This window comes from Edaphobacter paludis, from assembly GCF_039993895.1.
GTDB classification, from domain to species: Bacteria; Acidobacteriota; Terriglobia; order Terriglobales; family Acidobacteriaceae; genus Edaphobacter; species Edaphobacter paludis.
In genome coordinates this window covers 2831722-2855961 of the sequence record NZ_CP121194.1, presented here as the reverse complement: position 1 = coordinate 2855961, position 24240 = coordinate 2831722, and the positions used below count along the sequence as shown (strand labels likewise).

Here is a 24240-nt window from a genome sequence, read left to right as displayed (position 1 = left end):
TCCATGATCTATCAAAAATGGAGCATGCCTCTCAATAAAACTAAGGGTTCGCGATAAATCGATAGCCGATGCCGCGCACCGTAAGCAGATGCTGTGGATTGCCTGGATCGTCTTCAATGTAGCGCCGCAGGCGGACGATGAAGTTATCGATGGCGCGAGTGTCGGTATCCTCATGAACGCGCCACACCTGTTCGAGGATGTCCTTGCGCGGCACAATCTGGCCTTCGCGGTCGGTCAGATAGCGCAGAAGATCGGCCTCCATCAGCGTGAGATGGGTCGTGCGATTCGGCGCGACCAGTTCAAGCGCATCGAAACGGATGGTGCGGTGATCAAAGATATATTCGTCAGGCGGCGCTTCAGGCGGAGCGGCGGTGTTTTGCCACGCAGCGCGGCGCAACAGAGACTTCAGCCGCATCAGTAGAATGCTCAACTCGAATGGCTTGGGAAGATAGTCGTCCGCGCCCGCTTCAAGCCCTTCGAGAATATCCTCGGGACGCGTACGCGCCGTCAGCATCAGCACCGGTGTGTATCGCTTCGCTTCGCGCAGAGCGTGAACGATGGCAAAGCCATCCGTGCCTGGCAACATGCAGTCCAGCACGATGGCGGCAATGTTGTCCTGCGTGTTCAAAAGGTAGGCAAGCGCTGCGTCTCCATCCGCCTCATGGTGAGTTGCATAGCCTTCAGCCTGAAGATTGAACAGCAGCCCCTGCGCAAGATGCTCTTCATCTTCGATAACGGCAATCAATGGAGCCTTCGATTCGGTCATGATTTATCCAGACTGCTCTCGGGGCCGGCAAGAGGCAATGTAAATGTGATGGTGGTCCCGAGACCGGCCCCCGCACTCGATGCAGTCACATCCCCGCCGTGCTGCCGCGCAATATTGCGAACCAGAAATAGCCCTAGTCCAGTGCCTTTGATCTTGACCATCGAGCGCCCCGGCACGCGATAGAACCGTTTGAAGATGCGCTTGTACTCATTCGAGGGTAGCCCCATGCCCTTGTCGCTGATCTTCAGCGTAACCCATGTGTAGCGCGTGATGGCCAGAGAGCAGCGAATATGCACTCCCTCCGGCGAATACTTAACTGCGTTGTCGAGCACATTAATAATGGCCGTTCGAAGATCTTCAGGGATGCCGACCACCTGCAGCCGCACCGCCCCCGGCACCGGCTCAAGAACAATGCTCTCGGCAGCGAGATGGTGTCGTTGCAGCGTCACGTTGATGCATTCGCTCACAAGCGATTCGAGGTCGATGGTGGTGCGGTTCAGTTGGCGATGTCGCTGGCCCAGTTGACCAGCCTTCAGCACCTGTTCGACTGTGGCCAGTAGACGGTCCGAGTCCGCGAGCATGATTTTGTAAAACTGCTGCCGCTGCTCTTCGTCGATGGGGCGGCGCTGCAGCGTCTCCAGATAAAGCCGGATCGAAGCGATCGGTGTCTTGAGTTCGTGGCTGACGGCGTTTAGAAAAGAGTCCTGACGCTCGTTGCGGCGAATCTCCCGCACCAGAAAAACTGTGTTGAGCACAACTCCCGCTATCAGCAGGCTGAAGAGAATCACGCCGAGCACAGCAAACGCGACCGCACGATCATTCAGAATGATCCAACCGATATTCAGCGCAACAGCAAGCCCCACGAGCAGAACGCCCAGCGTGATGAAGAAAGCGATTGCTCCGCGGCGTCGGGTAATGTTCATGTGCGTTGCTGAAAGTATAGCGGCAGGCATTAAAAAGCGAAGGCGCAGAACCTGAGTTCTGCGCCTTCGCTGTATATTTGCGTGCGTCTTAGACGCCAGCCGGTTTCGGGTTTTGTGGATCGAACTTGGCGACCTGGACTTTCTTCGCCAGGCCAATCTTCGAAAGCAGCCAGATGCCGTAGTAGTTGATGTCGAACTCATACCACGCCAGGCCATGGCGCGCGCTGACTGGGTGGGCATGGTGGTTGTTGTGCCAGCCTTCGCCGCCGGTAAGCAGAGCGACCCACCAGTTATTGCGCGAATCGTCCTTGGTTTCGAAACGTCGCTTGCCCCACAGGTGCGTGGCGGAGTTGACCAGCCACGTTGCATGAAGGCCAAGCGTAACGCGGAGGAAGGTTCCCCAAAGAATCATGGTTACGCCGCCCATGACGCTGTGCGTAGCGAAGCCGCCGATAAGTCCAAGCAGAACGCCCGAGGTGGTCAGAGGAACCCAGTGATATTTGCTCAGCCACACATGCACGGGATCGCGCGTAAGGTCAGGAGCGTAACGGCCGAGCAGCGCGGTCTCGGAGTGCATGGCCCGGCCCGAAAGAATCCAGCCTGCATGCGCCCACCAGGTGCCATCGTGCGGCGTGTGAGGATCGCCCTCGTCGTCGGAGTTCTGATGGTGAACGCGGTGCGTGGCCACCCAGAAGATCGGTCCGCCCTCAAGCGCGAGCGTTCCGCACATGGTCAGAAAGTATTCGACCCACTTGGGCGTCTTGTAGCCGCGGTGCGTCAGCAGCCGGTGATAGGCCATGCCGATGCCGACATTGATCGCGAAGAAGTACATGACCACGAACGCGAGAAGGTTCTTCCAGCTAAAGAAGAAGAGTGCGGCGATGGCGCCCACATGGAAAAGGCCCATGAAGATCGTGGTGAGCCAGTTGATGCGTCCCTGCTGATACTCGCGGCCCATGCGAAGGTCCTGCTTCACCTTCTGCTGGACTTCGGCGACGGCGGGGATAACGCGTGTAGAGGCGGCGGCCTGGGTCGTCGTCGTTTCTTCGGGAGTAATAAGCGTTGGTGTCATGGTGTGAGCTGTCCTTTTTACTGCTTGTATCAACGCTATCAGGCTTGGCGGACTGCGGTTGTAAGACTTTTGTAACGCCCCGGCATTCGGGCTTTGCGCTTTGTAAAACTTTTGTAATGCCACCGGAACAAAGGAGTTGTAATGTGTATGAATGATTCGGATGAGTAGATTTCTGACCGTGGTTGTTATGGCAGCAGGGGCCGTAAGCGTTTTGGGGCAGACGATTAATCTGCCGAGCAGCAAACAGATTCTAGGCCAGGTGCCGGGCAGTCCGCAGCGTCTCAATAGCCTGCCTATTTCGATGGCTGCTTCGCCCGACGGACGTTACGTCGTGACCGTCAACGCAGGCTACGGAACCTACGAGTCCAACTACATGCAGTCACTCGCGGTGATGGACACGCGGACTGGCACAGTGACCGATTTTCCCGATGACTGGACAATGGTGGGTGCCGGGCAGACGCTCTACTCCGGCCTCGCCTTCAGCCGCGACGGCAAGCACCTCTACGCCAGCATCGGTTCGACCAGCGATCCGACAGGGAAGCGCATCCACGACACCGGCAACGGCATTGTGATCTACGGCTTCAGCGATGGCAGGATCTCCCGCGAGCGAATGATCAAAATTCCGCTGCAACAGTTGGCAGGCGCACGCCGCACCATGCTGGTTGGCGGCGCCCCAGGCGACAAAGGAGTTCCATTTCCGGCAGCGATTGCAGTCATAGGCAGCGCCAGCGCGGAGAAGCTGCTGGTGGCCGACAATCTCTCCGACGATGTCCTGCTGATCGACGCCGCCACAGGCGCAACGCTCCAACGCTTTGATCTGTCCGAGAGCGACGCCGTGCCTTCTACTTATCCCGTAGCGCTGGCCGTCTCGCCGAACGGCTCACGCGCCTTTGTCGCCCTCTGGAACGCCTCCGAGGTGGTGGAACTTGATCTCAAGCGCGGTGTCGTTGGACGCAAACTCTCCCTGCTGAAACCCAGCGTAGCCACCGCTCCGGGAACGCATCCCTCGGCGCTCGAAATCTCCCCCGACGGCCAGACGATGTACGTTGCGCTATCGAATCGCGACGCCGTCGCAGCGGTGAATATCAAAGGCGAGCAGTTTGCCATCAAGGGCTACTTCGATACGCGCCTCCCCGGCCAGAGCTACTTCGGCGCGGAGCCCGTCGCGCTCGCTCTCAACGCGAATGGGCGCCAGCTCTATGTAGCGAACTTTGGTTCGGACGCGGTTGCAGTAATCGACACATCGAAGCTGACGGCAGGCGCAGCAAAGAAGGGTATGGTCGAGCCTGTCGGATTTGTGCCGACCGAGTGGCTTCCGATCTCGATGGCCATCACCGGCGGCAAGCTATACCTCGCAACCGACAAGGGGAAGGGAACCGGCCCAAACAACTTTCCGCAACGCCAGACTGCGGAGACCATGGCAACGAAAAAGTTGCAGGGAGCTACAACCTACGTTGGCACACTTCTCTACGGCTCCATGGTCTCGCTCGACATGAACGCGATCGAGAAGGAGCTTCCGCGCTGGACGGATGAAGTCCTTCAATCGAATCGACAGAAGGCAGCACAGGAAAAGCTGCACTTCGCCGACGGCTCCAACCCCATCAAGCATGTGATCTACATCATCAAAGAGAACCGCACCTACGATCAGCTATTCGGCGATTTAAAGCAGGATGGAAAACCCGTAGGCAACGGTGATCCCAGCCTCACCATGTACGGCGCTGACATTACGCCCAACCAGCATCGCATGGCGCTCCAGTTCGGTGTCCTCGACAACTTCTACGACTCGGGCGAGGTCTCCGGCCAGGGCCACGTATGGTCCAATGCTGCCATTGGCACTGACTATCTGGAGAAGACCTGGTCTCAGAACTACGGCCGTGGCCAGCGCAGCTACGACTTCGAAGGCATGGTCGCCGAAGGCTATCCCATCCAGCAGAACATCCCCGACGTCAACGAGCCGGAGAGCGGCTACCTGTGGGGCGATCTCGCTGCGCACGGCAAGACGCTCTATCACTTTGGCGAGTACATCTCCTCCACCTTTTGCAGCGACAAGAACGCGATGAAGGAGATCAACCCCAATCAGGGAGCGATGTCCGGTGCAACCAAACTCTGCGTCCCGAAGTCGATTGCGCCCGGCGGTAAAATTCCCGAGGAATGGGGCGGCGGTATCAGCAAATGGCCTTGGGCGATTCCGCTGCTTGCGCGCAACGTCGCCACCAAGCCCGAGCTCGTCGGTCACTTCGCGCCGGAGCAGCCGGACTTCGAACTGATGGTGCCCGACCAGATTCGCGTGGCGGTTTTTCTCCGCCACTTCAAAAAGTGGGTAGCCGACCGCAACGCCGGCAACGACACCATGCCCGACTTCGTGATGCTGCGAATGCCGGACGATCACACCGCGGGAACCCGTCCCGGCGCACCCTCTCCGAAGTCCTCCATCGCCGATAACGATCTGGCCATCGGTCGCGCCGTGGATGCGGTCTCACACTCGGCCTATTGGAACGACACAGCATTTTTCATCCTGGAAGATGACGCCCAGAACGGCGCCGACCACGTGGACGCGCACCGCAGCATGGCGCTGGTCGTCAGCAAATATTCGCCCAGAAACTCCAGCGGCAGCGCTTTCGTCGATAGCCGCTTCTACACCACCGTCTCCATGATCCGAACCATGGAGATGGTGCTCGGCCTGCCCCCGATGAACAACAACGACGCCTTCAGCAGCGCGATGACGCCCGAGTTCACCGGCCCCGGCGATCAGCCGCCCTTTACCGCCGACTACGCCAACCGCGACAACGGCCTCATCTACACCGCCAACAAAAAAACAGCGCCCGGGGCGAAGGAAAGCATGAAAATGGACTTCCGCCACGCCGACCGCGCCGATTCACGTAAATTGAACGTTATCCTGTGGAAGGACGCAATGGGCAACAAACCGGTTCCCGCTCAGTTGCTGATCCATTACAAGAAAGTGAAGGATGACGATGACGACTAGCATTGCACCGTTTCGGTTGAAGCCCTGGTTCAGCGAGCGCCCCTGGGGCAAGAGCGATCTTCGCCCCTGGTACGAATCGACCGGAACAAACGAACTGGTCGGAGAGGCCTGGCTGACCGGCCCGGCCTGCGTCGTCGAAACCGGCCCCTTCACCGGAAAGACCCTCGCAGGAATGTACAGCCATATCGGCGGCGAGTTCCCGCTTCTGGTTAAGATTCTCTTTCCCAATGACAAACTCTCCGTCCAGGTGCATCCCGACGACGCGCAGGCCCAGGCCGCAGGCGAGACCCGCGGCAAAACCGAGTGCTGGTACGTTCTCGAAGCCGTCCCCGGAGCTGCCGTATCTCTCGGCCTCAAGCCCGGAGTGGGCGCAGCCGAAGTTGCCACCTCCGTCGCCGATGGAAAGATGGAAGACCTGCTCGAACAAGTCCCAGTATCCGTAGACGACATGATCTTCGTCGATGCCGGAACGGTCCACGCTATTGGCCCCGGCGTCGTGCTGCTTGAGACGCAGCAGACCAGCGACATCACCTACCGCCTCTACGACTACGGCCGCCCCCGCGAACTACATCTGGAGCAGGGAATCGCCGTCATCAAGGCGAAGACCGAAGCAGGCAAGGTAGAGCCCCGGCAGATGGACGGCTTCATCCGCCTCATCGAACAGAAGTATTTCACTGTAGACCGCTTCGATGTTCCATTCGGCGAAATCAAGATCACCAACAGCGGCCCCGCCTGCCTGGTCAGTCTCTCCGGCTGGGGCACAGTGAAAAGCAGCAAAGGCTCCACTGGTCTGAAACCCGGTCAGGCAGTCATCCTGCCCCAGGGAACGGGAGACATCACCATCGATGCACCGGCAGCTTTGTCATTCGTTCGTTGCAGCGCCCCGGCAAAATAAAGCCACGAAGATCAGCGCAGAAAGACGCTCAATTCGCTGGCCGCATTCCGCAGATGCGGCAGATACCGCGTCTGCATATCCAGCACCGACATCCGCTGCGCATTTCCGCTCAGGTTGATCGTCGCCACTGCCCGCCCCGCAGGCGAGTACACCGGCACGGCCAGCGACCGCAGCCCAACCTCATACTCCTGATCGCAGATAGCATAGCCATTCCGTCGAATGTTGCGCAGATGCAGCCGCAGCTTCTCGATCGAGTTCACCGTCCGCGTCGTATAAGGCGTAAGCACGACCTTGGCAAGATAGCTCTCGAGCTGCTCCGCAGGCAGATAAGCCAGCAAGATCCGCCCCATGCTCGTGCAATACGCCGGCAGCCGGCTGCCGATATGCAGGTCCACCGACATCACCCGGCTGACGCTGGTGCGCGCGATGTAGACGATGTCCTCACCATCCAGCGTAGCCACCGAAAAAGATTCACGCAGCGCCGCCGACATGCGCTCAAGAATAGGCTGTGCCGCGCTCGATAGCGTATTCGAAGCCGTGTAAGTGTGTGAAAGCGTCAACATGCGCGGACGCAGCGAGTAGCGCGACCCGTCCTCCGCCCCGGCAAAACCCAGCTTGGTCAGCGTATAAAGACAACGCCGGACCGCCGCACGCGAGAGGCCGGTCTTCATGCTCAGTTGAGAGATCGTCATCTGCGGCGACTGCTGCGTGAACGCCTGGATCACGATAAGGCCCCGCGCCAGCGAAGTCATGAAATTCGGGTCGCCCGTATAGACGTCAAGCGATGAGGCGGGAGTGGCCTTCGGCGCATCGGGCAGAGGAGCAGCCGCCAGTGATTCAGTGGGGAGGGCGGCGCGGCGAGGAGCGAGACTCATTGGAATCCTTCCATGGCGGTCATCGCGAAAAGAGGCATGGGGCGATAGCCGGACTACATATACGATAAACGCACATTCACTTCAACGCAAGATCAGGCATCTCAACCACCAAGGGCCGCCGATTCAACGGTCCGTCAAACTTCGGCTCTAAACTAATATCCAGACACTCAGGATCGGCTCGACAAAGGAGAAGCAAAGCGCATGGCAACTCAGACTGTACCTCTCAGCGAACGCAAGGCCTGGAAGGCCCTTCAAACTCACCTTCAGCAGATTGGCGGCAAGCATCTGCGTGAGCTGTTCGCTGACGATCCGGCGCGCGGCGAGCGCTTCACCGCCGAGACGGGCGGTATCTTTCTCGACTACTCGAAGAACCGCATCACCGACGAGACCCTGAAGCTGCTGGTACAACTCGCCGATGAGTCAGGCCTGCGCGAGAAGATTGACGCCATGTTCCGCGGCGACAAGATCAACATCACGGAGAACCGTGCCGTTCTGCATGTCGCTCTACGCGCCCCGAAGGGCGAGTCCATTGTTGTGGACGGCGAAGACGTAGTTCCCCCCGTGCACGAGGTACTCGACAAGATGTCCGCCTTCGCCGATCGCGTCCGCAGTGGAGAGTGGAAAGGCCACACCGGCAAAAAAATCCGCAACGTAGTCAACATCGGAATCGGCGGCTCCGACCTCGGCCCCGTCATGGCCTACGAAGCGCTGAAGTTCTACAGCCAGCGCGACCTCACCTTCCGCTTCGTCTCGAACGTCGATGGCTCTGACTTCGCCGAAGCCGTGCGCGACCTCGACGCCGAGGAGACGCTGTTCCTGGTCGCCTCCAAGACCTTCACCACGCTCGAAACCATGACCAATGCGCACACCGCGCGCGACTGGGCGCTGGCAAAGCTCGGCGACGAGAAGGCGGTAGCAAAGCACTTCGTCGCCATCTCCACCAACGCGAAAGAGGTAGCGAAGTTCGGCATCGATACCGCCAACATGTTCGGCTTCTGGGACTGGGTCGGCGGCCGCTACTCCATGGACTCGGCCATCGGCCTCTCGACGATGCTCGCCATCGGGCCAGCCAACTTCCGCGACCTGCTCGCCGGATTTCACGAGATGGACGTGCACTTCCGCACCACGCCGTTCGAAAAAAATCTCCCCGTTCTCCTTGGCCTGCTGACCATCTGGTACACCGACTTCTTCGACGCGCAGACCGTCGCGATTCTTCCCTACGAGCAGTACCTCAAGCGCTTTCCCGCTTATCTCCAGCAGTTGACCATGGAGTCGAACGGCAAGCACGTCACCCTCGACGGCAAACAAGTAGAGGTCCAGACTGGCCCGATCTACTGGGGCGAGCCTGGCACCAACGGCCAGCACTCCTTCTATCAACTCATCCATCAGGGCACGCGCCTCATCCCCTGCGACTTCATCGGCTTCTACAAAACCCTGAACCCGCTTGGCCGCCATCACGACATGCTCATGGCCAACGTCTTCGCCCAGGCCGAGGCGCTCGCCTTTGGCAAGACCGCCGAGCAGGTCAAGGCAGAGGGGACGCCCGACTGGCTGGTGCCGCATCGCGTCTTCGAGGGCAACCGTCCGTCGAACACGATCCTGGCTGACCACCTGACACCCAAGGTACTCGGCCAGCTCGTCGCACTCTACGAGCACTCTGTCTTCACGCAGGGCGCCATCTGGAACATCGACTCCTTCGATCAATGGGGTGTCGAACTGGGCAAGGTGCTGGCGCAGAAGATCATCGGCGAACTGGAAAGCGAGTCCGAGCCGAAGATGGCCCACGACCCCTCCACCACCAACCTCATTCAGAGGTACCGCAAGAATAAATAGCGTCTACCGCCGCCGAACAAACAGCGATGCCTGCCCTTTTGAGGCGGGCATCGCTATCTTGCGCATCCGCAGAATCTTTCAGGTTTGTTAAGGGCACGGCTTCAGCCGTGCCACAAACTCATTTGCAATGCGGCTTTAGCCGCGGAGGTACGTCCTTCTTAGCAGCAGAATCTGTCGATGCACATTAAAGCGCAGCCAGCACATCGGCAGGTTCAGGACGCACGCGGAAATCCGCATGCGCTTCACTGAAAGCGATAGTCCCATCCTGTCGAATCACAAAGACCGCAGGCAACGGAAGCCGCCAACTCTCTTCGGTAGCATTGTGATAACTCAGCCCAGCGTTATTGAATGGAATATTGACGAGGATGCTCTGGTAGTAGCGCCGATGCTGCTCAGGGATGGTGTAGGCAATGCCAAACTTTTCAGCCACGGCAGCGCCCGCATCAGCCAGTAGAGGGAAGGGCAACGCATGCTGCTGAATCATGAAGTCGTTCTGCCGCGGCGTCTGCGGCGAGATGGCAACAAAGAACGCACCGCGCTCACGAAGCTCCGGATAAAGTTCCCGCCATGTCTCCAGTTCCGTGACACAGTAGGGGCACCACCGACCGCGAAAGAAATTAATCACCAGTGGCCCAAGGGCTAGAAGGTCGGCAGAGCTAACAGGCTTGCCGCTGCGGGTGTCCGGAAGCGAGAAGCTTGGCGCGACGCTTCCAATAGAAAGAATGCGCTCTTCAATGCCAGTGTTGAAAAGATCGACAGTGGCCTGTTCGGAGATTGCGAGGCGTTCAGCCTGCACCAGCTTGCGCGTGTTTTGAGTAATGAGATCGAGTTGATCTTGAAGGGAGGCAGTCACATCTCATTATCGCAGCCGCCAATGCAGCCCGTCACATCGTGCCAAGTAGCTTCACGAGACGTTCGAATCCCTCTTCTCGCGCCGTTTTATTCGCCGGTGTCGGATCAGGAGCCTCGCCCGCCCGCATAAACCCATGCCCCGCGCCATCGTAGATCACCGGCTCATATTTTTTGTGCGCAGCTTTCATGCCCTCGGTAGTAGCTGGAACAGTAGCACTGATGCGCGCATCGTTTCCGGCATAGAAGCCATAGACCGGTGCGCTAATCGTGGTGAACTCAGATGGGGGTGGACCATAGAAGACGAACGCGGCCGAAAGGCCATGGCGATGAGTCGCAAATGCAAAGGACTTTCCTCCACCCCAGCAAAAGCCTGCCACGGCCAGCTTGCCGTTGGCCGAAGGAATCTTCTTCGCGTAATCGGCTGCGGCGTCCAGGTCGGCATTCACGTCATCAGGGTTCAGTGCGGAGACCGCCTTCACAGCATCTTCCTGACTGGCGAACTCACTGAAGCCGCCGCCCTTCGGCCCATGCCCGGAGAGCAGATCGGGCGCGACCACAATGTAGCCCTTCGCTGCAATCTCGTCGGCCATCTCCTTGGCCCAGTCGGTCAGGCCGAAGATCTCATGGATAAGAACGACGACCGGCGCCTTCCCGCTGACCTCCGGATAGACGACAAAGGCCTGAACCGTCCGGTCACCATGCTTGAGCGAAACATACTCATGGTGTCGGGGCGACTGGTCGAGCCGTGCCTTAGCCCAATCTTGTGCCGGAGCGGAAAGAGGAGACATCAGCAGAAGAGCGGCAAGCAGTGGAAGCGCAGGAAATCGCATGGGTGGAAGTGTAGCCCTCGGTCGAACCGCGGACAAGACCGTAGTGGTTGAAAATGCCATTGCGAATCGTGCCCATGCTCCTCCCTGCCGCACCACAAAATCGTGTCAAGCCCCATTCCGACTCAAATGTCAGAAAATAAAAGAGATATACATTGCAAATTAGTTTCTTGCGGCTCATTACAATTAAAGACAGAACAGCCCGGGATCGACGATCCCGGGCTGTTTGTGGTTAGGGATACTTTGATAGACCAGTCCAGACTTAAACCATTTGATTCGAAGACTTTAGGACTTAAGTACGGGGGAGGGGGGTACTCCCTCTCCCCGCCAACATCTCAAGCGGTAGTCAGTTTGAGCGTAATCCCGATATCGGCCGCGCGTGGACGGTTACTGGGAAGAGTGACCCGAAGCGCGCTGGCGTCCTGTGTGAACTTCAGATGGCCATCCTGCCCCAGCATCGAGGCGCTGGTGATCTTTGCTGGATGCTGCGGACTTGCAGTGCCCAGCGATGGAATCACCGCCTGCCCCTGCGGCCAGCCCTGAACGAAGGCATAGAGAATATTGCCCTTGGTCGTGAAGCGGATGTCCGAGGCGTTGAGGTCGGGCTTTTTGTTCTCATTGGGATCGAACTCCTTGCCATTGGAGGCGACGACAACCTTGGTTGACGGACCTTCCCCGTAGATCTTCCACGGCCGGGTGCCATAGATGCCTTCGCTATTGACGGCCATCCAGGCGGTGATGCCGTCGAGAGTGACCCTCTCCTCGGCGTCCAGTTCCCCAGAGTTGGGCAGCGGAAAGTTAAGCAGCAGGTTGCCGTTTTTGCTGACGATATCAACCAGCAGGTCGACGACTTTCTTGGCGGTCTTATATTTGACGCCGCGCTTGTAATGCCAATCGCCGATACAGGTATCCGTCTGCCAGGGAACCGGAGAGATGTTGTCGAGCACACCGCGCTCGCGGTCGAGAGCGCAGGTTCCTGTCGAGCAGTCGCTATTGGTCTTGCTGTTATAGACCGCTTCGACCTGACCGCCGTGCTTCGCCGCGCTGAGATTGTAGAGATTGGCAACAAGCGAAAGTCCATACTCGTCGAATGGAATCCCGCCATCGGTATAAAGCAGGTCGGGCTGATGCTGGTCGACGAGGTCTTTGATGCGGTTGAAGTACTGTTGCTTCCACCAGTCCGGCGCAACCCGGCCCATGGCCTGGGCGGTCTTTGCAAAGGCGGCTGGCTCGCCGGTGTAATCGTGGTAAAGATCCTTGTAGGCGGGAAGAACGCCGTCATAAGCAATCCCTGCAAGCGGTCCCGCAGAGTCGCTGGTATGCGCAGGTGCAAGCCAGTCGAAGGAGTTGGAGAGGTGCTCGCTGACGCCGAAACGAAGACCACGCTTGCGGGCTGCCACTTTCCACTCGCCAACGATATCGCGCTTCGGGCCGATAGCAGTAGCGTTCCAGCGCGGCTGGTATTTGGAGTTCCACATATCGTAGTTGTCATGGTGGACGCCCATCGAGAAGAAGTATTTCGCTCCGGCTTTAACGTAAAGATCCATCAAGTGCTCAGGATCCCACCGTGCCGCCTTGAATTGCGGAACGAGGTCCTTGTATCCGACCTTGGACGGATGCCCGTAAGTCTTAACGTGGTAGTTGTACTGGTCGGAGCCCTGGATATACATATTGCGTGCATACCAGTCGCCATCTTCAACTCCAGACTGCGGCCCCCAGTGAGACCAGATTCCGAACTTGGCGTCCGCGAACCACGCCGGTATGCGATAGGCAGCAAGCGAATCCCGAGTTCCCAGAAATGGACCAGAGGTAATCGGAAGTCTGGCCGCAAAAGAGTTACGGAAAGCGAGGGCAGGAGTTGTTGCAGCCAGCAGTTGCAGTGCTTTGCGACGGGTAATTTGCATTAGGTGCGATTCTCCAGGAGGATTGGTCTGCGGGGGATAACTTTAGCGATTCCCGTGTGGATAGGCAAGAGATTCATGAGATGGGACTAGGTCTTGAAGGCCCTTCTGAATAAGCATGTGTTATCAGGGATTCCAGCCAGATGCATTGCCCTCCCTTGCGGCTGCATTTACTATGGTGCAAGCGCCGGTCTTCAATTGCCTGCCGTTTTTAGCACCTTTCTGCATATGCCAGCCATCCAATCTCCAGCGACGGAAGAGATTCATCCCGATGTAGCGCTTGTAGCACGCGCGAAAGCGGGAGACACGGCGGCCTTTGAGCAGCTCGTGCGGCAGTACGAACGCCAGATCTTCCGGGTAGCGCAGCATATTACACAAAACCGTGAAGACGCCGAAGACATCACGCAGGACGCATTCCTTAAAGCTTACGAGAAGCTGGACCAGTTTCAGGGAAACTCCAAGTTCTCTACCTGGCTCGTCCGCATCGCCGTCAATGAGAGCCTCATGCGGCTGCGCAAGCGCAAGACCAGCAAGACCGTCTCCATGGATGCCGATGTGCAGACTGAAGATGGAGCCATCCCCAGAGATTTCGCGGAATGGCGGCCAAATCCCGAGCAGAACTACAACCAAGCGGAGCTTGGCGAAATTCTGCGCAAGACGATCCAGGGCCTTCCGCCCGGATTCCGCACCGTCTTCACGCTGCGCGACATTGAAAATCTCTCCACGGAAGAGACTGCGGAGGCACTTGGCTTGAGCGTACCCGCCGTCAAATCGAGATTGCTGCGCGCCCGCCTTCAGTTACGTGAGCGACTGAGCCGGTACTTCCATAAGAAGGAGGGCCATCCAGCATGAACTGCACTGATTTTCTCAGCCAGCTAACCGACTACTTCGACGGCCAGATCAGCCCCGAACTGCTCGAAGAGGTTCGCGCCCATACTGCCGGGTGCAGCCACTGCGAGGTCGTCCTTAACACGACCCGCCAGACCATTGAAATCTATCGGGGCAACGAGGTCTACGAGGTCTCGGACGAGTTCCGCGAACGTCTCCACGCCGCCATTATGCAGAAATGCAGCAAAAAGGCTAGCGCCTAGGCTTGAGCGAGAAAGGGCGTCACGAGATTTGTGACCGCTGTCGTCGCCAAAATGTTGTAGTGAGTTGCCCCGGGAACAATACCAAGCCGTGCCGTTGAACGAAGAGAACCGTCCAGACCTGCGTCGCGTTGACCTCCGCCTAGCGCTTTGTAAAACGCGATCATGTGTTCAGGCCGAATCGCATCGGCGTCAGCAAACACAAGCATCGTGGGAGACTGTATTTTTTTCACCTGCTCTGTCCAGTCAAAGTCGCGCGACTCCATCTCTGCGATCTTGCTGAGTAATACTTCCCAGTTGACTTCCGGATAAAGCTGGCCAAGTGGCGAGCCTTTTATATTTTGGGCAATTTGAGATGCGTGCGCGGGCATCTGATTGAACGCTGTAATTACCTCCGGAAACCATCCGTCCTGTTGCATAGCCGCCGAGATAATGATCAGCCGATTGACGGCTGCAGGATGCCTAATCGCTGTTTGCAGCGCAACACCGCCGCCCAGCGAATAACCAAGCACATCCGCCTTGTCGATCTTGAGAAAGGCTATCAGTGCGGCAACGTCATCGGCCATAGATTCGAATCGGAGCGGACGATAGATGTCCTTCGTATGTCCGTGACCCTGCAGGTGAACAGCAATGACCTTTCTGGACTTTGCCAACTCCTTCAGATTCGGACCGAATGCCTCACTGGCTGAGACGCCACCATGCAACAGGATGAGGGGTTGACCCTCACCATGTATCTCGTAATAAAGGTTCAATCCATTGACCGGGGCGAAACCTGAGTTAGCATCATGCATGATCGACTCCGGGAAAAAGGGAAATGGTTTATGGATGATCGGAACAAAGGGGGCCGCTCCCAATCCTGTCCCGGTCAGGGCGAGAAAGCTCAGTCTCAACATTTTTCCTCCTCACAATTCGTCCGTATGATCACACTGAAAGGTCTATGCGGGTAATCGAACACAACACTGTTTCTTCGCCAAGGGCTTCTTGACGCAAGACAGGGCACGAATTATCCTAATATCAATGGCGATCTTTTGCGCATCCCGTTGTTGCATGTGTTGTTGCGACTCAGTGCGCCTTCGCCTTTGCCCCGCTTCGTAGACTGATCGAATCAGTCCGAACACATTAGCAAAGTCATAAGCGCCCACGAACCCAGTGGGCTTTTCTTATTTAGCTCTCTAAAGGATTTCTAATGACAACCCCTACCGCTCCCGCGATCAAAGAAACCAAAGCCCAGAAGACCGAGCGCCTCAAGCTAGCCAAGAATCCCTGGGAAGCTTTTGACGAGATCCGTCAATTTGCCCGGGATGGTCGTGACTCCGTCCCAGAAGACTGGGCTCTTTACTTTCGCTGGTGGGGGGTCTACTCGCAGGGCGACGGGCTGGGCCTCGCGGGCGGCAAGAATGGCGAGGGCAAAGCGACTGAGTTCTTCATGCTGCGGATCGGTCTGCCCAACGGGCTGCTTACGAGCCATCAGCTCCGCGTCATCGGCGGCATCACCAAAAAGTACGCGCGCAACCTGGCCGACATTACTACCCGCCAGAACATTCAGCTTCACTGGCTTACCATCGGCGACCTCGTCGATGTCGTCGACACACTTACCGAGATCGGTCTTTCCCCTAAGGGCGCCTGCGGCGACGTCGTTCGCAACGTCACCGGCTGCCCGCTCGCCGGAATCAATCACGACGAACTCATCGACGCCTCGCCCCTTGCCGTCCAGGTAGCTAGAGCGCTCACCGCCAACACCGCCTTCTACAATCTGCCCCGCAAGTTCAAAATCTCCATCTCCGGCTGCCCGCTCTGGTGCAATTATCCCGAGATTAATGACGTCGCCCTTACCGCCATCAAGCACACGGTCGACGGCAAGGAAGAGGTCGGCTATACCCTGCGCGTCGGCGGCGGTCTCTCCACCGAACCCCACATCGCCGCACGCATTCCTGCCTTTATCCGTCAGGACCAGGCCTTCGCCGCTGTGATGGCCGCAGCCGAGATCTTCCGTGATGCAGACGTTCTTCGCGAAAACCGCATGAAGGCTCGCTCCAAATATCTCTTCATGCGCTTCGGCTGGACCCCGGAATCCTATCTCGAAGTGCTCGAAGCCAAGCTCGGCTACAAGCTGATCCCTTCTCCCGCCGAGGATGAGAATATTGCCGACGACATCTATCGCGATCACATCGGCATTACCCCGCAGCGCCAGCCCGGCCTCTCCTCGGTCGGCGCCAGCGTGCTTCGCGGACGGGTCTCCGGCGATCAACTGCAAAAGCTCGCCGATCTTGCCGAGAAATACGGCAACGGTCAACTTCGCGCCACCATCATGCAGAACATCATCATCGTGAACGTGCCCAACGAGATGACCGCCGCTCTCGTGATCGAGCTGAACACACTCGGCTTTCAGGTCGACGTTTCGGCCTTCTGGCGCGGCGCCATCGCCTGCACCGGCACCGAGTTTTGCAAGCTGGCTATCACCGAAACCAAAGGTTTTGCAAAGTGGTTGGTCAGCGAGATGGAAGACCGTCTGCCGGGCTTTGACCAGCAGATCAAGCTTCACGTCACTGGCTGCACCAATAGCTGCGGCCAGCACTGGATCGCCGATATCGGGCTCGAAGGCAAGAAGATCAAGCAGGACGGCAAGTTAGTCGATGCCTTTCATTTCTGCGTGGGCGGAGCAGTCGGGAAGTATGCTCGCACGTCTCGTCCCCTTGGCTATCGCGCCGCCGCCGAGGACGTGCCGGACGCAATCGAACGCTTGCTCCGTGCCTACCTTGCCGAGCGCCAGCCTGAAGAGGACCTCCGCGCCTACTTCGCACGCAACAGTGACGATACTCTTCGCACGCTGCTCAACGGCGTAGCTATCGATCCGGTCGAGCGTGATGCTCCACCCGTCGGCGCTGTCCGCCTCGCACCGGGCGAATAGACATAACAGCGGAGGCATCGGCTGAATACGTTCCGAGGCCTCCGCTATCATCAAAGGAAGATCCTATGTCCCTCTTCCCCATCTTCCTCAAGCTCGCTGCACGTCCCTGCATCGTCATCGGCGCGGGGCATTTGGCCGAGTCCAAGATCGAATCGCTGCAAGCCGCAAACGCCCGGATCACGGTGATCGCCCCTGAGGCCAGCGAGCGCATCCAGAGTCTGGCCGCCGAAGGCGAGCTCGAATATCACCAGCGGCCCTATGCTGAAGGTGACCTGACAGGAAACTTCCTTGTCGTGGCTGCCACAAACGTGCCCGCCGTCAACCGCGCCGTCTTTCACGAAGCGACAGAAAAAGGCATTCTCTGCAACGCCGTTGACGATCCACCCTTCTGCGACTTCTACTTTCCCTCCGTCGTCCGGCGCGGCGACCTTCAGATCGCCATCTCGACCGCGGGCGCAAGTCCCGCCCTTGCCCAGAAGATACGCAAGGACATCAACGCACAGCTTCCTCTTGATGCAGGAGAGTGGCTTGCCGACCTCGGCAATTTGCGGCGTGAAGTTGTGGCAGCCGAGCCGCTGAATGAGGAGCGCAAGTGGCTGCTTCACCAACTCGCTCAACGCGAAGTCTGTGGCTACGATCAATGCCCCTCGCGGCTGCTGGCACGCGAACACGCCAAGACTAATCCGCCGGAAGGTAAAGCGTGAGTCAGGTGCCGAGTGCTTCAACGTTTGCTGTGGCATCGCGAAAGAAGGCGGCTCTCGCAGCCCAGAGCGGGCACGTCTATCTCGCCGGAGCAGGTCCGGGCGACCCTGACTATCTAACCCTGCGTACGGCGCATCTGCTGGGAACGGCCGATCTTATCCTGCCCGACGATCTTGTCTCCGACGAGATTCTTGCCCTGGCGCACGAGGGCGCGGAGATTATTCCTGTTGGCAAACGCTGCGGCCAGCCTCGCATTACCCAGGCTGAGATCCACGTTCTTATGATCGAGGGGGCACAGGCCGGGAAGTCGGTACTGCGCCTTAAGTCAGGCGATCCGCTTATCTTCGGGCGTGCTGGAGAAGAGATTCAGGCTCTTCGCGGCGCGGGCATCCCCTTTGAGATCGTTCCCGGCATCACGACTGCCTTTGCAGTCGCCGCTGCTTTGCAGACGCCGCTCACCGATCGCGGCGCTGCATCCAAGCTGATTCTTGCTACGGCGCACCATGCGGCTGGCAAAGTTCAGCTGACTCCGAAGTGGACAGGCGCCTTTCCTCCGGATGCTACGCTCGTCATCTACATGCCGGGTCGCAACTTCCGTGCACTTGCCGATGATCTCATTGGCTCCGGCATCGCCGCGGATACGCCTTGCGTTGCTGTCTCCAAGGCGTCTACCGCTGCAGAACATGTTCATGTTGCGACGCTGAGGTCGATTGAAGATGCTGATATCGGACCGGCACCGGTGATTCTGCTTATAGGACAGGCCATCAAGGTTCGCTGAAGACCAGCGAGATCAGGCTCTGATTCTGCGGCGCAGGATGCCAACTCCCCCGGCCAGACCTGTCAGTAGAAGTGCGAGGCTTTCAGGCTCGGGAACCGTGGTCAGCACTGGCGGCGGAGTGGAACTGCGTGGCGGCTGTGCTCCTCCGGATCCTGGAAATCCCGGGCTTCCGAGAAACCCACCGATCTGCGGTGCGTAGGTCGCCGATCCCTCCGGGGTTGAATTGTCGGAGATGTCTTCCGGTCCGACATACGACGGAATGGAATTTGACGCGATCAGTTGTTGGTCGTCTGAGTCTGCCACCGGAACAAAGTCAAAGGGGCGCCGGGGGGCGAAATCAGCCGAGGTTTCTTCGCTGATTGTCTCCTGCTGGGCTTCTCTCTCCGGTAATACCCCACAGGCGAGATTGTAGCGGCGAAGCGCCTCGGCTCGTGTCATTCTGGGGCGGTTCGGATAGTGGTGGTGTGGCCTGGTCACAGGTTTCGGTCTGACGTAGCCTGCCAGCTTCATACGCGCGTATCGCTGTGCTCGGAGCTTTGCACGGCGCATGCGATTCGCTGCCTGAGAATGTTCCAGCTGCTGCCTGTATGCGATGAACCACCGTTGACAGTCGGTGGACGCGTGAACTCCGGTAGCTGACCCGGTAACCAGAAGCACGATGATCAGGAACAAGAAAGTCCGTCGCTGCATTGGATGAACCTTGAGCGAAGTGTCGCTCAAGCCCAAAGTTAGCAATTCGAGGGCCAGACCTGAATCTATGCATTTTCCTTCCTTTTTTCAGGAAAAAAACTCACATATTGCAAAATCATGCAGCGCTTTTTTGTGTATACGGGATAAAACACTTCACAATAACTGCTTAACTTTGCATGTTTGCCATCGAGTGCATGTGGAAGACAACTTCTTGCAGAGAATCTTTGTAGATACCCCTTGCGTGTTCAGGGCTTGGGTCGGAGTTGGCTTAAAAGAGCTTCGGCGGTGGGTTGGGTGTTCAAAATGTCGTCTTTGGTGAGCCACGCGCGGCGGAGTTGGGTGATTCCGTAGCGCATCTGGTCGAGCTCTTCGGTCGCGTGAGCGTCGGTGTCGACTACGATTTTGCAACCGTGTTGTTTGGCCAGGCGGAGGTTGAGATCGTTGAGATCGGAGCGAGCGGGTGAGGCGTTGTGCTCGACAGCGACGCCTAGCTCGGCGGCGCGTTTGAGGATGGTGTCTATATGGACGGCGTAGGCTTCGCGCTTGAGCACCTTGCGGCCGGTGGGGTGGCCGAGGATGCGGGTGTGTGGGTTTTCGATGGCCCGGAGGATGCGGTCAGTCATCTGCTCGATGGGTTGGTCGAAGCGGCTGTGGACACTGGCGACGACAATGTCCATTTGAGCGAGGGTACTGTCGTCGAGATCGAGCTGGCCTTCGGCCAGGATGTCGACCTCGATGCCGGGGAGGACGCGGATGCGGCCCTGCATCTCGGCGTCGACTTCGCGGATGCGCTTGATGTGGGCGAGAGCGCGGGCATCGTCGAGGCCGTTGGTCATGGCCAGATTTTTTGAGTGGTCGGTGATGGCGATGTAGGCGAGGCCACGGGCGATGGCGGCTTCGGCCATCTGGCGGATGGTGTCGCGTCCGTCGGTGGCTTCGGTGTGCATGTGCAGGTCACCGCGAATGTCGGCCAGAGTGATGAGTTTGGGGAGGGTATGAGCGGCCGCGGCTTCGAGTTCGCCACAATTTTCGCGTAGCTCGGGTGGGATGTAGTCGAGATCGAGGGCGTTGTAGATCTCTTCTTCGCTGGCGGCGGCGATGATCTTGTTGTCTTCCAATCGCAGCAAAGCGTATTCGCTGAGGGTGAGGCCACGTTTGATGGCGCGCTGGCGCAGGGCTACGTTATGCATCTTGGAGCCGGTGAAGTATTGCAGCGCGGCTCCATAGCTCGCGCGGGGCAGAAGGCGGACGTCAACCTGAAGGTTGTTGCGGAGCGTGAAGGAGACCTTGTTCTGGCCTTTGGCGAGGAGTTTGTCGATGAGGGGCAGTGTGGCTACGTGCTCGACTGCGGCGGCGACGACATCGGGTTCGCAGGCGGGGCCGGTGACGAGGAGATCGAGATCGCCGACGGTTTCGCGTCCTCGGCGAAGAGAGCCTGCGGGGGTGATGGTCTCGATGCCAGGGAAAGCGCGAATAAGCTCTGAGATTCTTTCGGCGTGGTCTTGAGCCTGGTCGATGCGGAATCGGCTGGAGTTTTTGCGGTGGTCTTCGATGCCCTTGAGGAGTTTGGTGGTGAACTTTTCGCCCATGCGCGGGAGCTTGTTGAGGTGTCCAGCTTTGGCGGCTTCTTCAAGGGCGTCGATGTCGGCTACCTGCAACGAGGACCAAATGAGGGCCACGGTCTTGGGGCCCATTCCCGGGAGACGCAGGAGTTCAAGCATCGTGGGCTTGTATTTCGTGAGCAGCTCATCGCGGAGTGGCATGGTGCCGGTGTTGACCAGATCGACGATATTGGCGGCCATGGCTTTGCCGATGCCGGGGATGGCGAGGAGTTGTTTCGTATCGGCGATGAGGGTGGAGAGTTGGGTGGTTTGCTGCTCGATTGCTTCGGCGGCGCGGCGGTAAGAGCGGATGCGGAAGGGGTCGGCTGCGTCGATTTCGAGCAGGGCTGCTGTTTCGTCGAGCAGGCGTGCAATGGTTATGTTGTCCATGAAAAGGCGCTAGCCGGTCTTTCTTTGTCTGAGTCGTCTTCGCCCGGCTGCTCAGTCAGTATGCAACGGCGGGAGATGAGGATGCACGTTGATACGGCGGGCCGGGCGAAGATGTCGATGAGCCGTTGGCTTGGGGCGTCTCCAAGGGGCTTGGTCTTGAGTCTTGGCGTCGATTTTCAAGGAAACGGCACTGAGTCCATTATCCCGATCCAGTTCGCAGTTGAAATAGAACTGCCTTAGACAGCCTCCTTGAGGCGGCTGACCTGATCGGCCTGTGGGCCTTTGGTACCTTCGATGATGTCGAATTCTACTTCGTCGCCTTCCTTGAGGCTCTTGTAGCCTTCGCGCTGAATGGAGCTGTAGTGAACGAAGACATCTGCCCCGCCATCACGGCCGAGGAATCCGTAGCCTTTTGCATTGTTGAACCACTTTACGGTGCCTTTATATTGACTCACGTGAACTAACTCCCTTTTCTCGATCAGTGCGCGATGCCGCGCGACTTACCTGTGTCTGACGCAAGAGTTGAACGTGGAGTTTTCCGGCAAAGTTTTCCCTTCGGGCAGGAGTTTTTTCTGCAGGGCAGGAATTGGGTTTTGCCCCAATGATTTGAGGGCTTTGTGATTTTTCCGTGAATGGTATCAGGCGTATTTAGGGAAGGATTTTCGTCTAAAGCTGCGAATACCCTGCCTTGGTTAGAGGCGACCTTCGCGGCGGGCGGCGGCGTAGAGAGAGACGCCGATGAGGGTTTTGCCGTCGTGGATCTTGTTGGCGGCGATGAGGGCGAGGGCTTTTGAGAGCGGGGTGCGGACGATCTCGATGTGCTCGTCGTCCTCGGGGTTTGAGGCGCCGTGGCTGAGGTCGCGGGCGAGGTAGATCTGCATGGACTCGCCGAGGAAGCCGGGGCTGGCGTAGTACTTGGTGAGGGACGTCCAGCGTTTGGCGCGAAAGCCGGTTTCTTCGATCATCTCGCGCTTGGCGGCGGCGAGCGGAGCTTCTTTGGGCTCGATGCGTCCGGCGGGAAGCTCGAGGAGGAACTGGCCGGCGGCATGGCGGTACTGGCGGATGAGAATGAGGTCGGGGTCTTTGGGGTTGACGGACTCGTCTACCGCGAGGACGACGATGGAGCCGTTGTGCCGAATGACGTCGCGAGTATGAACGGTGGTGGAACGGGGCTCCATGACCTGGTCGGTGTAGACGGAGAAGACGGTGCCTTTGTAGGAGAGTTTTGAGGAGATGAGGGCGGCTTTGGTGGCGGAGGGCTTCTTCTTGGCGGTGGTTTTGGGCTTGCTGGCGGGGGATTTGGAGGCAGATTTGGACTTGGGGGCGACGGGTCTTTTTGTCGAAGTGGCCATAAGGCTACGTTATCATTCCTGCATCGCGAGTCGGTTGTGAGGCATCCAACCGTTACAAGAAGATAGTAAGGTGGACAATGGCTGCTCGTTTTGGGCCACGCCGTAGTGTATTGCCAGTACGAGGATTGTGGCTGCGATGAGCGCTGAGTGTTACCCGATAACGATTTTGCCGCACGTGTCGCAGTTGTATCGCGGCTACCTTGGCATGGGAGCTAGTCCTGTGGACGCGGCGGTGCGCCAATGGTACGGAGCGGAGCCGTTTGCGGGTAAGTGGATGCGCTCCGAACGCCCGGCCGTGGATGCGGGACGGTTGGCAGATGCGTTGGCGCGCCAAAGCGTTGAGTTTGGCGCGAGTCCGGCTGCGATGGCGAATATCGAGAAGCTGCGCGGCGGTGCGCGTGCCGTAGTCACCGGGCAGCAGGTGGGGTTGTTTGGCGGCCCGCTGCTGACTCTATTAAAAGCTGCGACTGCAATTGCCCGGGCTAAGGATGCTACGCGGGTTTCAGGCGTGGAGCATGTGCCGGTTTTCTGGCTGGCTACGGAAGACCATGATCTGGCGGAGGTCAATCAGGTTTCGCTGCTGACGAAGACGACGGTGGAGACGCTGCGGGCGGGATTGAAGACGAAGGCCGCGGTTGAGGTAGGCGGGATTGCGCTGGGCAGCGAGATCGATCAGGTCCTGGAGCAGGCGGGCGAGTTGCTGGAGTTTGCTCCGGTATGGGAGACGCTGAAGGAGTGTTATACAGCGGGGCAGACGTTGGGTGGGGCCTTCGCAGGGTTGATGGCGCGGTTGTTTGCGGAGCAGGGATTGATTGTGATGGACGCCGCTTCGCAGGAGTTTCATGCACTGGGGGCAAGCACGCTGCGGTATGCGATTGAACATGCCGAGGAGTTGCAAGCGGCATTGATTGCGCGTAGCGAAGAGCTGGTCAAGGCTGGGTATCATGCGCAGGTGCTGGTTGCGGCGGGTGGCAGTCTGCTGTTTCTGGTGGATGAAGCGACGGGTGAGCGGATTGCTCTGCGTCGCCTGCCTGATGGTGGATGGAAGGCTGGCGGGAAGATCTTTTCGGCTGCGGAACTGATCGCGATTTTGGAGAGTGCTCCGGAGCGGCTGAGTCCGAATGCGCTGCTGCGGCCGGTATTTCAGGACACAATATTGCCGACGGCGGCGTATATTGGCGGGCCTTCAGAGATTGCTTATTTTGCGCAGAGCTCGGTGGTGTATGAGGCGATTCTGGGGCGAGTGACGCCGGTGCTGCCACGGTTGACCGCTACGGTGCTGGAGCCTTCGGTCGCGGCGGTGATGGAGATGCACGAGGTCCAGTTGCCGGATGCAATGACGACTGCCGACGAGCTGGCGCTTCGGTTGGGCGCGCGCGCGATGCCGATTGAAGGGAAGCGGAAACTGGCTGCGGCGGGCAATGCGCTCGATGCGGCGCTGGCGGCGGCAGACGACTACATGGGCGGGATGGATGAGTCGCTGGGACGGACAGTCGAAGTTTCCAGCTCGAAGATGCGCTACCAGATGAACCGGCTACGACGGATGGCGGCAGCGTTTGAGTTGCAGAAGGAGTCCAGCCTGAAGAAACATGCGGCGGCGATTACGCTGAATGTCTTTCCCGACGGACACCCGCAGGAGCGGTTGGTGGCTGGGGTTTGGTTTGTGGCGCGGCATGGGGAGGGGCTGGTGGAGCGGCTGGTAGAGGCGGCGGCTAATCTTTGTCCCGGTCATGTGGTGATTCGGCTTTAGGCATTGGGCCGGAATGAGGACACCCAGGGGCTAAAGCCCTTTTTGTTGGCTCCG

General features: G+C 58.5%; 21 protein-coding genes. 9 read left to right on the top strand and 12 right to left on the bottom strand.

Going from position 1 to position 24240, the window contains the following annotated elements:
• Positions 1–40: 40 nt before the first annotated feature.
• From P4G45_RS11865 to P4G45_RS11855, 3 genes are all read right to left on the bottom strand, one after another.
• On the bottom strand, positions 41–766 hold the full coding sequence (locus P4G45_RS11865; RefSeq protein WP_348266686.1) for a response regulator transcription factor: 726 nt from the start codon (positions 764–766) through the stop codon (positions 41–43).
• Entirely contained in the window at positions 763–1689 is a 927-nt protein-coding gene (locus tag P4G45_RS11860) for an ATP-binding protein (RefSeq protein WP_348266685.1), read from the bottom strand. Before P4G45_RS11860 ends, P4G45_RS11865 begins: the two co-directional genes overlap by 4 nt.
• An 88-nt stretch (positions 1690–1777) precedes the next feature.
• Entirely contained in the window at positions 1778–2761 is a 984-nt protein-coding gene (locus P4G45_RS11855; RefSeq protein WP_348266684.1) for a fatty acid desaturase, read from the bottom strand.
• Positions 2762–2921: 160 nt separating this feature from the next.
• On the opposite strand from P4G45_RS11855, the gene P4G45_RS11850 reads away from it, so the two are divergent.
• Positions 2922–5744: a bifunctional YncE family protein/alkaline phosphatase family protein gene (locus P4G45_RS11850; protein WP_348266683.1), complete on the top strand. Its 2823-nt coding sequence runs from the start codon at positions 2922–2924 to the stop codon at positions 5742–5744.
• Positions 5734–6639: a type I phosphomannose isomerase catalytic subunit gene (locus tag P4G45_RS11845; RefSeq protein WP_348266682.1), complete on the top strand. Its 906-nt coding sequence runs from the start codon at positions 5734–5736 to the stop codon at positions 6637–6639. Before P4G45_RS11850 ends, P4G45_RS11845 begins: the two co-directional genes overlap by 11 nt.
• An 11-nt stretch (positions 6640–6650) precedes the next feature.
• Here the strand turns inward: P4G45_RS11845 and P4G45_RS11840 are convergent, their stop codons facing one another.
• Positions 6651–7514, bottom strand: a complete 864-nt coding sequence (locus tag P4G45_RS11840) for an IclR family transcriptional regulator C-terminal domain-containing protein (protein WP_348266681.1) — start codon at positions 7512–7514, stop codon at positions 6651–6653.
• A 201-nt stretch (positions 7515–7715) separates the two neighbouring features.
• On the opposite strand from P4G45_RS11840, the gene pgi reads away from it, so the two are divergent.
• Entirely contained in the window at positions 7716–9347 is a 1632-nt protein-coding gene (gene pgi / locus P4G45_RS11835; RefSeq protein WP_348266680.1) for a glucose-6-phosphate isomerase, read from the top strand.
• A gap of 184 nt (positions 9348–9531) precedes the next feature.
• Here pgi and P4G45_RS11830 read toward each other — a convergent pair whose 3' ends face one another.
• The 3 genes from P4G45_RS11830 to P4G45_RS11820 form a co-directional block, all read right to left on the bottom strand.
• Complete coding sequence (locus tag P4G45_RS11830) at positions 9532–10200, bottom strand: peroxiredoxin-like family protein (RefSeq protein WP_348266679.1); 669 nt, start codon at positions 10198–10200, stop codon at positions 9532–9534.
• Positions 10201–10231: 31 nt separating this feature from the next.
• Positions 10232–11029 carry a dienelactone hydrolase family protein gene (locus P4G45_RS11825; RefSeq protein ID WP_348266678.1) on the bottom strand — a complete coding sequence of 266 codons (798 nt, stop codon included), beginning with the start codon at positions 11027–11029 and terminating at the stop codon, positions 10232–10234.
• Positions 11030–11361: 332 nt separating this feature from the next.
• A complete protein-coding gene (locus tag P4G45_RS11820; RefSeq protein WP_348266677.1) occupies positions 11362–12930 on the bottom strand; it encodes an alpha-L-fucosidase in 1569 nt (522 codons plus the stop codon).
• 225 nt (positions 12931–13155) lie between these two features.
• Here P4G45_RS11820 and P4G45_RS11815 point away from each other — a divergent pair, with 225 nt between their 5' ends.
• The gene (locus P4G45_RS11815; RefSeq protein ID WP_348266676.1) at positions 13156–13779 is read left to right on the top strand and encodes a sigma-70 family RNA polymerase sigma factor; all 624 of its coding nucleotides are present in this window, start codon (positions 13156–13158) and stop codon (positions 13777–13779) included.
• Complete coding sequence (locus P4G45_RS11810) at positions 13776–14018, top strand: zf-HC2 domain-containing protein (RefSeq protein WP_348266675.1); 243 nt, start codon at positions 13776–13778, stop codon at positions 14016–14018. Before P4G45_RS11815 ends, P4G45_RS11810 begins: the two co-directional genes overlap by 4 nt.
• On the opposite strand, the gene P4G45_RS11805 is transcribed toward P4G45_RS11810, so the two are convergent.
• On the bottom strand, positions 14015–14869 hold the full coding sequence (locus P4G45_RS11805; RefSeq protein ID WP_348266674.1) for an alpha/beta hydrolase: 855 nt from the start codon (positions 14867–14869) through the stop codon (positions 14015–14017). The two genes, P4G45_RS11810 and P4G45_RS11805, sit on opposite strands and share 4 nt — an antisense overlap.
• A 332-nt stretch (positions 14870–15201) precedes the next feature.
• Between P4G45_RS11805 and P4G45_RS11800 the strand changes: the two genes are divergently transcribed.
• The 3 genes from P4G45_RS11800 (at position 15202) to cobA (ending at position 18403) form a co-directional block, all read left to right on the top strand.
• On the top strand, positions 15202–16923 hold the full coding sequence (locus P4G45_RS11800) for a nitrite/sulfite reductase (RefSeq protein ID WP_348266673.1): 1722 nt from the start codon (positions 15202–15204) through the stop codon (positions 16921–16923).
• 65 nt (positions 16924–16988) lie between these two features.
• Entirely contained in the window at positions 16989–17627 is a 639-nt protein-coding gene (locus P4G45_RS11795) for a bifunctional precorrin-2 dehydrogenase/sirohydrochlorin ferrochelatase (protein ID WP_348266672.1), read from the top strand.
• Entirely contained in the window at positions 17624–18403 is a 780-nt protein-coding gene (gene cobA, locus P4G45_RS11790; RefSeq protein WP_348266671.1) for a uroporphyrinogen-III C-methyltransferase, read from the top strand. Before P4G45_RS11795 ends, cobA begins: the two co-directional genes overlap by 4 nt.
• A gap of 12 nt (positions 18404–18415) precedes the next feature.
• Here the strand turns inward: cobA and P4G45_RS11785 are convergent, their stop codons facing one another.
• The 4 genes from P4G45_RS11785 to P4G45_RS11770 form a co-directional block, all read right to left on the bottom strand.
• Positions 18416–18952, bottom strand: coding sequence for a PEP-CTERM sorting domain-containing protein (locus P4G45_RS11785; protein WP_348266670.1), 537 nt, complete (start codon positions 18950–18952; stop codon positions 18416–18418).
• A gap of 386 nt (positions 18953–19338) precedes the next feature.
• On the bottom strand, positions 19339–21084 hold the full coding sequence (gene polX, locus P4G45_RS11780; protein ID WP_348266669.1) for a DNA polymerase/3'-5' exonuclease PolX: 1746 nt from the start codon (positions 21082–21084) through the stop codon (positions 19339–19341).
• A 236-nt stretch (positions 21085–21320) separates the two neighbouring features.
• Positions 21321–21539 (bottom strand): cold shock domain-containing protein, encoded by a 219-nt coding sequence (locus tag P4G45_RS11775; RefSeq protein WP_348266668.1) that lies wholly within the window; start codon positions 21537–21539, stop codon positions 21321–21323.
• Between the two features lie 237 nt (positions 21540–21776).
• Positions 21777–22436: an NUDIX hydrolase gene (locus tag P4G45_RS11770; RefSeq protein WP_348266667.1), complete on the bottom strand. Its 660-nt coding sequence runs from the start codon at positions 22434–22436 to the stop codon at positions 21777–21779.
• 136 nt (positions 22437–22572) lie between these two features.
• Between P4G45_RS11770 and bshC the strand changes: the two genes are divergently transcribed.
• Positions 22573–24186 (top strand): bacillithiol biosynthesis cysteine-adding enzyme BshC, encoded by a 1614-nt coding sequence (gene bshC / locus P4G45_RS11765; protein WP_348266666.1) that lies wholly within the window; start codon positions 22573–22575, stop codon positions 24184–24186.
• The last annotated feature ends 54 nt before the right edge of the window (positions 24187–24240 follow it).

Bases quoted from the DNA above. Each gene is read 5' to 3' on its own strand.
- P4G45_RS11865 (WP_348266686.1), bottom strand. From the start codon at position 766: ATGACCGAATCGAAGGCTCCATTGATTGCCGTTATCGAAGATGAAGAG.
- P4G45_RS11860 (WP_348266685.1), bottom strand. From the start codon at position 1,689: ATGAACATTACCCGACGCCGCGGAGCAATCGCTTTCTTCATCACGCTG.
- P4G45_RS11855 (WP_348266684.1), bottom strand. From the start codon at position 2,761: ATGACACCAACGCTTATTACTCCCGAAGAAACGACGACGACCCAGGCC.
- P4G45_RS11850 (WP_348266683.1), top strand. From the start codon at position 2,922: ATGAGTAGATTTCTGACCGTGGTTGTTATGGCAGCAGGGGCCGTAAGC.
- P4G45_RS11845 (WP_348266682.1), top strand. From the start codon at position 5,734: ATGACGACTAGCATTGCACCGTTTCGGTTGAAGCCCTGGTTCAGCGAG.
- P4G45_RS11840 (WP_348266681.1), bottom strand. From the start codon at position 7,514: ATGAGTCTCGCTCCTCGCCGCGCCGCCCTCCCCACTGAATCACTGGCG.
- pgi (WP_348266680.1), top strand. From the start codon at position 7,716: ATGGCAACTCAGACTGTACCTCTCAGCGAACGCAAGGCCTGGAAGGCC.
- P4G45_RS11825 (WP_348266678.1), bottom strand. From the start codon at position 11,029: ATGCGATTTCCTGCGCTTCCACTGCTTGCCGCTCTTCTGCTGATGTCT.
- P4G45_RS11820 (WP_348266677.1), bottom strand. From the start codon at position 12,930: ATGCAAATTACCCGTCGCAAAGCACTGCAACTGCTGGCTGCAACAACT.
- P4G45_RS11815 (WP_348266676.1), top strand. From the start codon at position 13,156: ATGCCAGCCATCCAATCTCCAGCGACGGAAGAGATTCATCCCGATGTA.
- P4G45_RS11810 (WP_348266675.1), top strand. From the start codon at position 13,776: ATGAACTGCACTGATTTTCTCAGCCAGCTAACCGACTACTTCGACGGC.
- P4G45_RS11800 (WP_348266673.1), top strand. From the start codon at position 15,202: ATGACAACCCCTACCGCTCCCGCGATCAAAGAAACCAAAGCCCAGAAG.
- P4G45_RS11795 (WP_348266672.1), top strand. From the start codon at position 16,989: ATGTCCCTCTTCCCCATCTTCCTCAAGCTCGCTGCACGTCCCTGCATC.
- P4G45_RS11785 (WP_348266670.1), bottom strand. From the start codon at position 18,952: ATGCGCCGTGCAAAGCTCCGAGCACAGCGATACGCGCGTATGAAGCTG.
- polX (WP_348266669.1), bottom strand. From the start codon at position 21,084: ATGGACAACATAACCATTGCACGCCTGCTCGACGAAACAGCAGCCCTG.
- P4G45_RS11770 (WP_348266667.1), bottom strand. From the start codon at position 22,436: ATGGCCACTTCGACAAAAAGACCCGTCGCCCCCAAGTCCAAATCTGCC.
- bshC (WP_348266666.1), top strand. From the start codon at position 22,573: ATGAGCGCTGAGTGTTACCCGATAACGATTTTGCCGCACGTGTCGCAG.